Raw genomic sequence first — 12,061 nt, forward strand, 5'->3', positions numbered from 1 at the left:
AGCGCTGTCATCATCTTTCTACGTAAGTAAGACGCTAAATAGAGTGGCTCTATTTATTACGCACTAATTTCATTCTGACGAGCACGTCTTCTTTGATTCATCGCTAAAGCAATCAAAATCAGCAGGGCAGGTAAGAATACCCACTCTTTCATTGGTCGCTCTGCATTTTGAATAACGGATTTAATTTCCCAATCAAAGTCAATACCAGCGGCTTCTGCTGGGCTGCCAAACTCAACCATATCGACAATCATCTTGTCGTCAGTTTGTATCAGCATCAAGCCCATTGAAGCGATGCGGTCTTCACTGGTTATTGCAGAATCGTCGAACGGAAGGCGAACGGTCTTTTCAGAATAGTTACCTGCTAAGTTTTCGCCACCTACTCTCAATTCTAGTGATTGTCCCACAGATAGATCTTCGGTGATTTGAGCGATCTCAACTCCAGGTGAAAGAACTTTCTCTGGATAAACCATGTCCCACCAGAAACCAGGGCGGAAGAGAGAGAAGGTCAGAACGATCAATAGCACCGATTCCCACCATTTGTTCTTGGTGAACCACCAACCCTGTGTTGCTGCGGCAAAGATCAGTACCGCAGTCACAGAAGAGAAAATAGTGAGTGCTAAGTGCCACCAAGACTCAATGCCCATCAGCAGTAGTTGGGTATTGAAAATGAACATGAATGGCAAGATTGCAGTACGAATATCGTAGGTAAAACCTTGAATACCAGTGCGTATTGGGTCTGATTTAGCAATGGCGGCGGCGGCAAATGCTGCCAGACCTACCGGAGGTGTATCATCCGCTAGAATACCGAAATAGAACACAAACAAGTGAACGGCTATCAATGGGATGATCAAACCGTGCGCTGCACCTAGGGTCACAATGACTGGAGCCATCAAGGTAGATACCACGATGTAGTTCGCTGTTGTTGGTAAGCCCATACCTAAGATCAAGCTGATCACTGCTGTGAATAGCAACATTAGAATGATGTTACCGCCAGAGATAAACTGAACGAAATCGGTCATGACAAGGCCGATACCGGTTAGTGTTACCACTCCGACAACCGTACCCGCTGCCGCTGTCGCGACACCGATGCCGATCATATTACGCGCACCTGACACCAAGCTTTCGGCTAAATCAACAAAGCCAGCCTTAGTTTGCTCTACAAGATCGTCTGATTTGTTCATCAGAGCCATCAAAGGACGCTGAGTGATCAAAATGAAGATCATAAATACCGTCGCCCAGAATGCCGACAGACCCGGTGAGAAACGTTCAACCGTGAGACACCAAACCAGCACTACGATAGGCAGTAAGAAGTGCAAGCCTGACTTAATCGTTGGGCCGGGATCGGGCACTTCTGTTAAGTCGGCATTGATTTCCATGGCGCCTTCAACGGCGTATTTTGCAGAAACGCGCACGAGAGCAAGATAGGCGATTAGCAGAGCCACTGTGACAATCGGTGTTGCCGCTGCGCCAAACACATCTTTCGTCCAACCCACACCGTAGTAAACCGCCGCACTGATCACGCATAGGCCTAAAATAGTGCCCGTGAAAGAGAGTAGGCTTTGCACGATAGTCGGTGTGTGACGACGAGGTAAGCCGGTCATACCTGCTTTACATGCTTCTAAGTGAACAATGTAAATTAGCGCGATGTAAGAAATTAGAGCAGGCAGTAGTGCCGCTTTAATCACTTCCACATAAGAGATACCGACGTATTCAACCATCAAGAATGCAGCAGCACCCATGATTGGTGGTGTTAATTGACCATTGGTTGAAGCTGCAACTTCAACGGCACCTGCTTTGGTACCCGGGAAGCCAACACGCTTCATGAGCGGAATGGTAAAAGTACCTGTGGTCACTACATTAGCAATCGATGAACCTGATACCAAACCAGAAAGACCGGATGCGACAACGGCCGCTTTCGCAGGGCCGCCTTTCATATGGCCAAGCAGTGAGAATGCGACTTTGATGAAGTAAGCACCTGCGCCAGCACGGTCTAGCATTGCGCCAAACAGAACAAACAAGAATACGAATGAGGTTGATACGCCAAGAGCGACACCGAATACCCCCTCCGTTGTTAACCACAGATGTGACATTGCCTTGTTGAGGCTTGCACCTTTGTGGGCGATAACGTCTGGCATATGTGGACCGCCAAAGGTGTAAAGCAGGAATAAGGCTGCCACAACCATAAGAGGGGGTCCCAAAGCCCGTCGGGTTGCTTCAAGTAGTAACAGCATGCCTAGTACGGCCGCAACAATATCGAATGTAGTTGGAGCGCCCGAGCGCTCAGCGAGCTCAGTATAGAAAATATAGATATAAGAAGCGGAAAAGCTACCGACTAGCGCTAATATCCAATCGACAGCTGGAATACGATCCCGAGGCGAGTTCTTCATCGCTGGATAAGCAGTAAAGGCTAGGAAAATAGCAAACGTGAGGTGGATTGCTCGCGCTTCGGTATCGTTTAAAATAGCGAAATTGAAAATGAATGGCAGCGGAGATGCGTACCAAAGTTGGAACAATGACCAACATAGTGGCACAAACCATAAAATACGGCCTTGAATGCCGAAGGGGCTACGTGCACCTGTGTCTGATTGTGCCACCATTTCTTGCACATCTGGAGACGGTGATGTTGTCGGCGTCATGTACTTTCATCCTTAAATATTGATGGTCCGCCTTTGCTACGAATAGCTACACGCTATTAGATACCCTATATAGTGTAGTGAATAGATAGGGGAATGCGCTGCTGTTCGTTTAGGCTTGATAAGAAGGTAAGCCCTCCAAATTGGAGCAACTTAAAGGCTTGTCTCTTTCCACTTAGATTCTTTTTATAAAGGGGGAAAAGCCAATAAGGAGGACAAGCCTCCTTATTGGTGAGCTGGCTTAAAGTAGAATTACTTTAGAAGGCCAATTTCTTTGTAGTATTTTGCTGCACCTGGGTGAAGTGGGATAGAGATACCCGCTTGAACCATATCTTCTTTCTTCAGGTTCGCAAATGCTGGGTGTAGGCGTTTGAACGTGTCAAAGTTTTCAAATACAGCCTTAGCAACGTTGTATGCGACTTCTTCAGAAACGTCTGAATTAGTGACGATTGTAGCAGCAACACCGAAGCTATTTACGTCAGCATCTGTACCACGGTACATGCTTGCTGGCACTGTGCTGTATGCGTAGTATGGGTTTTCAGAAACGATTTTGTCGATCTGTGGACCGGTTGCTGAAACCAGTTTTGCGTCACAAGAGGTTGTCGCTTCTTTGATTGAACCATTCGGGTGGCCAACCATGTAGATAAATGCGTCAATCTTGTTGTCACAAAGTGCTTGTGAACGCTCAGAACCTTTCAGTTCAGAAGCCAGTTTAAAGCTGTCGTTAGTCCAACCCATTGCGTCCATTACAACGCCCATGGTTGCACGGTCACCAGAGCCAGGGTTACCAATGTTGACGCGTTTACCTGCTAAGTCAGACACATTGTTAATACCAGCATCGGAACGAGCAATGATGTTGAACGGTTCTGTGTGTAGAGAGAACATGGCACGAAGTTTCTTGTATTCGCCCTGATCTTTAAACTTGCTGGTACCGTTGTAGCCGTGGTACTGCCAGTCTGATTGAACTACACCAAAATCAAGTTCACCAGCACGCATGGTGTTAACGTTGTAGATCGAGCCACCAGTCGATTCTACAGAACAGCGAATGTTGTGATCTTTACGACCCTTGTTCACTAGCTTACAAATGGCACCACCCGTTGGGTAGTAAACACCCGTTACTGAACCAGTACCAATGGTGATGAACTCTTGAGCGTTAACAGCGCCAGCGCCCATTACAGCAGCTGCAATAGCACCAACTTTAATAAGTTTGGTAAATGCCATGAATTTCCCTTCCTTTATCCATTATTAATCCTGAAACAAGTGTAGATGTTTCTGGAGTTTCCTATTTGGAAACGGCATCTTTTTCAATCCATGTGATGAAAAAGTGTCTGAATAATATCAAAAATTGGCAGAAAATTACTCGGATGTTACAAGATATAGCTGAAAAATCTAATAATTAGCGTGTCAATCTTGTGTTTTATTTGCTAATGACTTTTTTAAAATCAAAGATTTAGTGTCTTTTGGGTGGGCGGTGTATAGATATTCTAGGATGTGATCTGGTTCACGAAGCCTAACGACGTTCGTGATCCATTCATTGTGGTTAACAGTTATCGTACGAGAAGCACTTACCCGGCGTATTCAAACAGCTCGCATACTGAGTCGAACAGTTGCTTAGTGGTGACTGACAAGGTAGGGGTAATGAAGATGGTATCATCGCCTGCGACCACGCCCAGTATGCCTTCCGACTTACCTAATGAGTCCAGTAAGCGAGCAATAAGCTGCGCCGCACCAGGGCCGGTGTGTATCACAACTAATGCATTGTTGTGGTCAATATCTAGCACCAACTCTCTTAGCGAGCTCGAAACCGTCGGAACGCCAAGTTCTGCAGGTAGGCAGTAAACCATTTCCATTTTGGCATTACGAGTTCGAACGGCACCGAACTTGGTCAACATACGCGAAACTTTAGATTGGTTGATGCTTTCAAAACCTTCATGTTTTAGAGCATCGACAATTTCGCCTTGTGAACCAAAACGTTCTTCTTTTAGTAATGCCTTAAAAGCACGAACCAAGTTGTCTTGTTTTTCTGTATTACGCATATGTCATTCTTATGTATTAACAAAATATCTGCATATTCTCGCATACATATTCAATTTAAGCTAAAAGAACCCTGTTATTTGTTAGGGCGTGTTGATCTTTCGTGGTTAAATTTTGTTCGAGATAAAAGCGTTTTAATCGCGGCGAGGGGGAAGTAGCCTAGTCACTCTAAGCAAATCTCCCTCAACAAAGAGTAAAACGCTTTTAGCCGAACCCTTCGGGCAGCGTTTGCTGGTCATTTCTACTACGTTATCGGCTTCTCATGTAGGCTAGCTACACATCGAAGCCTCTGTCTTGTATAAATACCCAGCAACTCGCTGCAAAAAACAGCTCGAAAGATCAACACGCCCTAGTCATATCACTGTAAATATTTAATGGAATAATGTGCTATTTAAGGCGACTTATTTTTGTTATTTCAGATAATTATCTTCATAATGCGAACTGGCTGTGTAGCACGGTTTTATTGAGTTGCGCGAAGTCGCAAAGCTGAGGTTAATTATTTGTAATCACTTTGTGGTTATTGTAGTTTTTAACTTAAATTTAGCTCAATAATTACCCTACAAAAATCTATAAGAGAAAGCTCTCAAGGAGAATAACAATGAAAGTAGCTGTTATTGGTGCCGCTGGTGGCATCGGTCAAGCCCTAGCCCTACTGTTAAAGAATCGCCTACCTGCGGGTTCTGATCTTGCCCTTTATGACATTGCACCTGTTACTCCGGGTGTCGCTGCCGATCTTAGCCATATTCCAACGCCAGTTTCGGTCAAAGGCTATGCCGGTGAAGATCCAACACCAGCGCTGGAAGGTGCTGATGTAGTGCTTGTTTCAGCCGGTGTTGCTCGTAAGCCAGGTATGGATCGTGCGGATCTTTTTAATGTGAATGCTGGTATTGTTAAGTCTCTTGCAGAAAAGATCGCTGTCGTATGTCCGAAAGCTTGTGTGGGGATCATTACTAACCCAGTCAACACGACAGTACCAATTGCAGCAGAAGTGCTGAAGAAAGCGGGTATTTACGATAAACGCCGCCTATTCGGTGTGACGACGCTTGATGTGATTCGTTCTGAAACGTTTGTCGCGGAGCTGAAAGATAAAGATCCAGGTGACATTCGTGTTCCTGTTATCGGTGGTCACTCAGGTGTAACGATTCTTCCTCTACTTTCTCAAGTTGAAAATGTTGAGTTCACGGCGGAAGAAGTTGCAGCACTGACAACTCGTATTCAAAATGCGGGTACTGAAGTAGTAGAAGCGAAAGCGGGCGGCGGTAGTGCCACTCTATCGATGGGCCAAGCGGCGTGTCGTTTCGGTCTTGCACTAGTAAAAGCACTTCAAGGTGAAGAGAACGTGATCGAGTGTGCATACGTTGAAGGTGAAGGCGAGCATGCACCATTCTTCGCTCAGCCAATAAAATTAGGCAAAGAGGGTGCAGAAGCGATCCTTAGCTACGGTGAACTGAGTGATTTTGAACGCAACGCACTAGACAGCATGCTTGAAACGCTAAATGGTGATATTGAGATTGGTGTTGAATTCGCTAAGTAAGCGAGACACTATTTAACTCAACCCCAAAGTGAATGAATAAGAGCCGTTCATTATGATCGGCTTTTTTGATCCTGAAAGCCAAGCGGTTCGTACTTGTATCTATAACCAAGGTGGAGGTAGAGTTTATGGCGACTGTTCAAAAGGGAATGAGTGTCGAATATTTAGGGCGCTTAGGCAAAATATTGGTAATTGACGAGCAAGAGCAATATGCCTTGGTTGAAACTTACAATGGCTATGAGCAATACGCTGTGCCAATGGAAGAGCTGGAAGAAATTGAGGCACAACTACCGCTATCACTGGAAGCTAGCCGATATTGAAATAGGCTCTCGTGTAATGGTGTTCAGAACTAAAAAAAGAGCCGATTGGCTCTTTTTTGTTATTTATATAGAAGCTAGAAGCGGCTTATTTACTAACGCACTTATTTACTGCGTTTAACAGACAGGTGTGCGAGCGTAGTTAGCGCTTGCTTATAGTCAGAGTCAGGAAGTACAGCAAGCTCTGCAATCGCCTTATCGGCTTCTTGGTAGGCTTTATTGGTGGTGTACTCTAAAGAGCCTGTTTCTTTCATTACAGCCATTATGTCGTCAAGGCGATCCATTCCATTGGCTTTTTCAATCGCTTCACGGATCATGCTTGCTTGTTCAGGGGAACCATTGTGCATTGCATAAAGCAAAGGCAGTGTTGGTTTACCTTCAGCAAGATCGTCACCCACATTTTTACCCATCTCTTTGCCATCTGCTGTGTAATCCATCACATCATCGATCAACTGGAATGCAGTGCCAAGGTACTTACCATAGTTCTGCATAGCGGTTTCGATTTCAGGTGAGGCTTCACTCAAGATTGCGCCAATTTGTGTTGCGGCCTCAAACAGGCGAGCAGTCTTAGAGTAGATCACCTGCATGTAGCTTTCTTCTGTGGTGTCGGGGTTATTGCAGTTCATCAGTTGTTGAACTTCCCCCTCGGCAATCACGTTTACCGCTTCACTCATTAGGCCAAGGATCTTTAAGGATCCTAGGGTTGTCATCATCTGGAACGAGCGAGTGTAAATAAAATCGCCCACTAACACGCTCGCAGCATTACCAAAGGCTGCATTAGCGGTTGCCTTACCGCGTCTCATATCCGATTCGTCAACCACATCATCATGAAGTAGGGTGGCGGTGTGGATAAATTCAATAAAGGCCGCAGAGGTAATATGATCCTCACCTTGGTAACCAAGAGCGCGAGCTGATATAAGAGCGAGTAAAGGACGTAGGCGTTTGCCACCGCCGCTAACGATATAAAAACCAAGCTGGTTGATTAAACTTACGTCAGAATTAAGTTGGGCTTGAATTGTTTCATTCACTTTTGCCATGTCGTTGGCAGTAAGCGTCTGGATAGCTTTAAAATCCATTGTTCATCCGGCTGAAGTTAGACCCTGTAAGGCTTATACATTGTATTCAATTGTTGAATAATACACTAAAAAACGTTGATTAATACATCGCTTAAAGGCATGATTGCCGCACTTTTCTTTGGCGAACAGGTTTTCGCCAATTTTTTAAAAATATGGCTTGTCATAGCGCCATGATTCCCGTAGAATCTGCGCCCTATTGATTAGTTTAGCGCACACCCGAGTTGTACAAATAACAACCATAGGCTGTGCGGAAAAAGCGGAGTAAAATATGTACGCTGTTTTCCAATCTGGTGGCAAACAACACCGAGTAAGCGAAGGTCAAACTCTTCGTTTAGAGAAATTAGACGTTGAAACTGGTGCAACTGTTGAATTTGATAAAGTTCTTCTTGTTGCTAACGGCGAAGAAATCGCTGTTGGTGCACCTCTTGTTGAAGGTGGCAAGGTTACTGCAGAAGTAGTACAACACGGTCGTGGCGATAAAGTAAAAATCGTTAAGTTCCGTCGTCGTAAGCACTCGCGTAAGCAAGCTGGTCACCGTCAGTGGTTCACTGAAGTGAAAATCACTGGCATTAACGCTTAAGTATTAGGAGAGTTTAACAATGGCACATAAAAAAGCTGGCGGTTCTACTAATAACGGCCGCGATTCAGAAAGCAAACGTCTTGGTGTTAAGCGTTTTGGTGGTGAATCTGTTCTTGCAGGTAACATCATCGTTCGTCAACGTGGTACTAAGTTCCACGCTGGCACAAACGTTGGCATCGGTAAAGACCACACTCTTTTCGCTCTTACTGAAGGTAAAGTGAAATTTGCTGTTAAAGGTCCTAAAAACCGTAAGTTCGTAAGCATCGAAGCTGAGTAATTTAGTCTTTTATTAGATTATATTTATAGCTTTCAAGCTGAATTCAAAAGCCCTGCCGATTCGGCAGGGTTTTTTATTTATAGCGAGAATAAAAAAGCAGATGCTCTGGTTTTGCTTTTGGAAAAACAGTTTGGTTTTTAAGAAGCAGTTTAGTCTTTAAGAAACAGTTTGGTTTTTAAGAAGCAGTTTAGTCTTTAAGAAACGGTTTAGTTTTAAGAAAAAGAAAGCCAAGAACCTCTCCTTATTTGTTCCTTGATTGCAGATCGATCTCGATCTTAGGTGATCGATCTAAATTCGGATCTGCTAGAATTTATATCACTCCTTGATGAGTGGTAACGCAACGTAAGTGCGGAGTTAAAAAATGAAATTCGTTGATGAAGCATCAGTAAAAATAGAAGCCGGTGATGGCGGTAATGGTACCGTGAGCTTTTGGCGCGAAAAATTCGTCGCTAAAGGTGGCCCTGACGGCGGCGATGGCGGTGATGGTGGTGACGTTTACATCCAAGCGGATGAAAACTTGAACACACTTATCGATTATCGTTTCCAACGTTTCTACAGCGCAGAGCGTGGCGAGAATGGTCGCGGCGGTAACTGTACTGGTAAACGTGGTAAAGATATTACGCTGAAAGTACCAGTAGGTACTCGTGCCGTTGATATCCATACTAATGAAATCGTTGCTGAAGTTGCTGAACATGGCAAAAAAGTCATGGTCGGTAAAGGTGGTTGGCACGGGCTTGGTAATACACGTTTTAAATCGTCTGTTAACCGCGCGCCTCGTCAAAAAACTATGGGTACGAAAGGCGAAGTTCGTGAACTACGTTTAGAGCTTCTGCTACTCGCAGATGTTGGTATGCTTGGCTTACCAAACGCAGGTAAATCGACATTTATTCGCTCTGTATCAGCGGCGAAACCAAAGGTAGCTGATTACCCATTTACTACCTTGATCCCAAGTTTGGGTGTGGTAAGTGTGCTTCCTGAGAAGAGTTTTGTTGTTGCCGATATTCCGGGTCTAATTGAAGGCGCTGCAGATGGTGCTGGCCTAGGTATTCGCTTCTTGAAGCACCTTGAGCGCTGTCGTGTTCTGCTGCACATGATCGATATCATGCCAATTGATCAATCTGATCCGATTCAGAATGCACTAACGATCATTGATGAACTTGAACAGTACAGCGAAAAAGTGGCCGATAAGCCGCGCTGGTTAGTGTTCAACAAAGTTGATTTGATGCCTGAAGAAGAAGCCGACGAAAAGATTCAAGAAATCATCGATGCCCTAGGTTGGGAAGGCGAGTACTTCAAGATCTCTGCGGTGAACAAGATGGGCACCAAAGATCTTTGCTTTAAACTGGCTGAGTTCATGGACAACCTACCGCGTGAAGTTGAAGAAGTGGCAGAAGAAGAAAAAGTCGACTTTATGTGGGATGACTACCATAAAGATGCAATGAGCGGTAAGAATGTTGTCACTGAAGATGACGATGATTGGGACGATTGGGATGACGAAGAAGATGACGGCCATGTAATCTATGTTCGTGACTAATCGTTATCGCTTTTTGTAAAATCTGCAGATAATTTTATTAAACCGCAATGAAAATTGCGGTTTTTTTGTATCTAAATCATGATGCCTTACCGTTTTTTATGCAAAATTTGTCTTTAGATATTTAACGCCAATGGGAAGGGAATCATGGCATCAAAGCAAAGGGCGATCTCCAGACTCGTCGCTCAATCTGGGCAGATGTTACTGGCACACGGTGCTGAGAGTACATTAGTTGGCGATATCATGCGCCGTATTGGTATCGCTTGTGGTGTGGATGACGTTGAAGTTGCATTGTCTGCCAACGCGTTGGTTGTGACCACGGTACTGGACGACCACTGTATTACCACCACTCGGAGTTGTGCGGATCGCGGTATCAACATGCGCGTGGTCACGGATATTCAACGAGTGTGTATCATGATGGAGAAAGGCATTCTCGATTATGAGTTAGCCTATAAAAAGATTCAAAATATCAGTCCGGCCCGTTATAACCGTTGGCTTGTTGTGGTGATGATTGGTCTATCATGTGCTTCTTTTAGCCGTCTTGCTGGCGGAGATTGGCAGGTATTTATGATGACCTTTATCGCTTCAGCCTGCGGTATGATCGTCAGACAAGAGATTGGTCATCGTCATTTCAACCCGTTATTAAACTTCGCCATTACAGCCTTTGTCACCACGACTATTTCAGCGCAGGCTGTGCTTTACAATATTGGCGGTCAACCCACGATCGTGATGGCTTCATCGGTATTGATGTTAGTGCCTGGTTTTCCTTTGATTAACTCTGTCGCAGATATGCTAAAAGGCCACATGAATATGGGGTTAGCGCGTTTTACCATGGCCAGTTTGCTAACTCTAGCGACCAGCTTAGGTATTGTCGCTGCGATGGGCTTATCAGATGTTTGGGAGTGGGTGAACTAATGAGTATTTTTGAACTGTTTGTGTGTTTGCTAAACGACATGTTCTTTGCTGCGATACCTGCGGTTGGGTTTGCGTTGGTGTTTAATGTTCCTCAGCGCGCCTTAATTTATTGTGCATTGGGGGGCGCTATTGGGCACGGTAGCCGTTATTTGATGATGCATTTTGGTGCGCCTATCGAATGGGCGTCATTCTTTGCTGCGACTGTAGTTGGAATGATAGGGGTGCTTTGGTCGCACAAACTGTTGGCCCACCCTAAGGTCTTTACTGTGGCAGCCTTAATTCCGATGGTTCCGGGGGTATTTGCTTTTAAGGCGATGATTGCGATGGTTGAAATTAACCGAGCAGGGTACAGTCCGGAGTTACTTGAAATGTTGGCGGAGAATTTCTTGAAGTCGATGTTCATTATCGCTGGGTTGGCGGTTGGCTTAGCGGTGCCGGGGCTGTTATTCTACCGTCGCAGACCTATCGTCTAGCGTCAACTTTCATTTTAGACAAAGACAGGACTTCTGATTTATGATCATCAGTATGATAGCGGCAATGGCAGAGAATCGTGTAATAGGTAAAGACAATCAGATGCCATGGCATTTACCAGCCGATTTTGCATGGTTTAAACGTTCAACGATGGGCAAACCTGTGGTGATGGGGCGTAAGACCTATGATTCGATCGGACGCCCTTTACCGGGTCGATTCAATGTTGTGATCAGCCGTGATCAGAGTTTGAAGATTGAAGGAGTAACCACTGTGACTTCAATTGACCAAGCTCTCACGTTAGTCGGTGATGTTGATGAGGTGATGATCATCGGTGGTGGCTCTATTTATGAGAGCTGCTTACCCAAGGCGGACAAGCTGTACCTGACTTACATTGATTTTGCCGTCGATGGTGATACGCAATTCCCTGACTGGGGAGAGGGGTGGAAGCTGAGCTTCAGTGAGAGCTATCAAGCCGATGAGAAAAATAAACACAACATGGAGTTTGTGATTCTCGAACGCTAGACTCCGAAATTTAAAACACTTGCGTTACTGCATCAGTAGCGCAAGCTTCTCGTATCTCGTATCTCGTATCTCGTATCTCGTATCTCGTATCTCGTATCTCGTATCTCGTATCTCGTATCTCGTATCTCGTATCTCGTATCTCGTATCTCGTATCTCGTATCTCGTATCTCGTAT

The 12,061-nt window shown here is 44.9% G+C and carries 12 protein-coding genes; 8 read left to right on the top strand and 4 right to left on the bottom strand.

Translation table 11 applies throughout. The features are described 5' to 3' along the window. Window positions 1–56: 56 nt before the first annotated feature. The 3 genes from Q1A70_RS04900 to argR all read right to left on the bottom strand — a co-directional run bounded on the left by Q1A70_RS04900 (window position 57) and on the right by argR (window position 4,669). Complete coding sequence (locus Q1A70_RS04900; RefSeq protein WP_299685687.1) at window positions 57–2,636, bottom strand: TRAP transporter permease; 2,580 nt, start codon at window positions 2,634–2,636, stop codon at window positions 57–59. A 249-nt stretch (window positions 2,637–2,885) separates the two neighbouring features. After that, window positions 2,886–3,854: a TAXI family TRAP transporter solute-binding subunit gene (locus tag Q1A70_RS04905; RefSeq protein ID WP_299685684.1), complete on the bottom strand. Its 969-nt coding sequence runs from the start codon at window positions 3,852–3,854 to the stop codon at window positions 2,886–2,888. Between the two features lie 344 nt (window positions 3,855–4,198). After that, window positions 4,199–4,669, bottom strand: coding sequence for a transcriptional regulator ArgR (argR, locus tag Q1A70_RS04910; protein WP_004740827.1), 471 nt, complete (start codon window positions 4,667–4,669; stop codon window positions 4,199–4,201). A 596-nt stretch (window positions 4,670–5,265) separates the two neighbouring features. Here argR and mdh point away from each other — a divergent pair. Then, the gene (mdh, locus tag Q1A70_RS04915) at window positions 5,266–6,201 is read left to right on the top strand and encodes a malate dehydrogenase (protein WP_299685679.1); all 936 of its coding nucleotides are present in this window, start codon (window positions 5,266–5,268) and stop codon (window positions 6,199–6,201) included. 125 nt (window positions 6,202–6,326) lie between these two features. Beyond that, window positions 6,327–6,518 carry a hypothetical protein gene (locus Q1A70_RS04920; RefSeq protein WP_299685676.1) on the top strand — a complete coding sequence of 64 codons (192 nt, stop codon included), beginning with the start codon at window positions 6,327–6,329 and terminating at the stop codon, window positions 6,516–6,518. 101 nt (window positions 6,519–6,619) lie between these two features. Here Q1A70_RS04920 and ispB read toward each other — a convergent pair whose 3' ends face one another. Beyond that, window positions 6,620–7,591 carry an octaprenyl diphosphate synthase gene (ispB, locus tag Q1A70_RS04925; RefSeq protein ID WP_299685673.1) on the bottom strand — a complete coding sequence of 324 codons (972 nt, stop codon included), beginning with the start codon at window positions 7,589–7,591 and terminating at the stop codon, window positions 6,620–6,622. A 268-nt stretch (window positions 7,592–7,859) separates the two neighbouring features. On the opposite strand from ispB, the gene rplU reads away from it, so the two are divergent. The 6 genes from rplU to folA all read left to right on the top strand — a co-directional run bounded on the left by rplU (window position 7,860) and on the right by folA (window position 11,887). Then, window positions 7,860–8,171 (top strand): 50S ribosomal protein L21, encoded by a 312-nt coding sequence (gene rplU, locus Q1A70_RS04930; RefSeq protein ID WP_004740823.1) that lies wholly within the window; start codon window positions 7,860–7,862, stop codon window positions 8,169–8,171. Window positions 8,172–8,190: 19 nt separating this feature from the next. Then, window positions 8,191–8,448 carry a 50S ribosomal protein L27 gene (gene rpmA, locus Q1A70_RS04935; protein WP_004735905.1) on the top strand — a complete coding sequence of 86 codons (258 nt, stop codon included), beginning with the start codon at window positions 8,191–8,193 and terminating at the stop codon, window positions 8,446–8,448. 361 nt (window positions 8,449–8,809) lie between these two features. After that, window positions 8,810–9,982, top strand: a complete 1,173-nt coding sequence (gene cgtA, locus Q1A70_RS04940; protein ID WP_299685668.1) for an Obg family GTPase CgtA — start codon at window positions 8,810–8,812, stop codon at window positions 9,980–9,982. A 144-nt stretch (window positions 9,983–10,126) separates the two neighbouring features. After that, on the top strand, window positions 10,127–10,894 hold the full coding sequence (locus tag Q1A70_RS04945; RefSeq protein WP_299685665.1) for a threonine/serine exporter ThrE family protein: 768 nt from the start codon (window positions 10,127–10,129) through the stop codon (window positions 10,892–10,894). Beyond that, the gene (locus Q1A70_RS04950; protein ID WP_299685662.1) at window positions 10,894–11,367 is read left to right on the top strand and encodes a threonine/serine exporter family protein; all 474 of its coding nucleotides are present in this window, start codon (window positions 10,894–10,896) and stop codon (window positions 11,365–11,367) included. The genes Q1A70_RS04945 and Q1A70_RS04950 overlap by 1 nt, the downstream gene beginning before the upstream one ends. Before the next feature lie 40 nt (window positions 11,368–11,407). Further along, a complete protein-coding gene (gene folA / locus Q1A70_RS04955; RefSeq protein ID WP_299685659.1) occupies window positions 11,408–11,887 on the top strand; it encodes a type 3 dihydrofolate reductase in 480 nt (159 codons plus the stop codon). The last annotated feature ends 174 nt before the right edge of the window (window positions 11,888–12,061 follow it).

This window comes from uncultured Vibrio sp., from assembly GCF_947488985.1.
In the GTDB taxonomy this organism is placed as follows: Bacteria; Pseudomonadota; Gammaproteobacteria; order Enterobacterales; family Vibrionaceae; genus Vibrio.

What these genes read in the sequence shown, in the direction of transcription:
- folA (WP_299685659.1), top strand. Translation starts at nt 11,408, where the DNA reads ATGATCATCAGTATGATAGCGGCAATGGCAGAGAATCGTGTAATAGGT.
- Q1A70_RS04900 (WP_299685687.1), bottom strand. Translation starts at nt 2,636, where the DNA reads ATGACGCCGACAACATCACCGTCTCCAGATGTGCAAGAAATGGTGGCA.
- Q1A70_RS04920 (WP_299685676.1), top strand. Translation starts at nt 6,327, where the DNA reads ATGGCGACTGTTCAAAAGGGAATGAGTGTCGAATATTTAGGGCGCTTA.
- ispB (WP_299685673.1), bottom strand. Translation starts at nt 7,591, where the DNA reads ATGGATTTTAAAGCTATCCAGACGCTTACTGCCAACGACATGGCAAAA.
- rplU (WP_004740823.1), top strand. Translation starts at nt 7,860, where the DNA reads ATGTACGCTGTTTTCCAATCTGGTGGCAAACAACACCGAGTAAGCGAA.
- cgtA (WP_299685668.1), top strand. Translation starts at nt 8,810, where the DNA reads ATGAAATTCGTTGATGAAGCATCAGTAAAAATAGAAGCCGGTGATGGC.
- Q1A70_RS04945 (WP_299685665.1), top strand. Translation starts at nt 10,127, where the DNA reads ATGGCATCAAAGCAAAGGGCGATCTCCAGACTCGTCGCTCAATCTGGG.
- mdh (WP_299685679.1), top strand. Translation starts at nt 5,266, where the DNA reads ATGAAAGTAGCTGTTATTGGTGCCGCTGGTGGCATCGGTCAAGCCCTA.
- rpmA (WP_004735905.1), top strand. Translation starts at nt 8,191, where the DNA reads ATGGCACATAAAAAAGCTGGCGGTTCTACTAATAACGGCCGCGATTCA.
- Q1A70_RS04950 (WP_299685662.1), top strand. Translation starts at nt 10,894, where the DNA reads ATGAGTATTTTTGAACTGTTTGTGTGTTTGCTAAACGACATGTTCTTT.
- argR (WP_004740827.1), bottom strand. Translation starts at nt 4,669, where the DNA reads ATGCGTAATACAGAAAAACAAGACAACTTGGTTCGTGCTTTTAAGGCA.
- Q1A70_RS04905 (WP_299685684.1), bottom strand. Translation starts at nt 3,854, where the DNA reads ATGGCATTTACCAAACTTATTAAAGTTGGTGCTATTGCAGCTGCTGTA.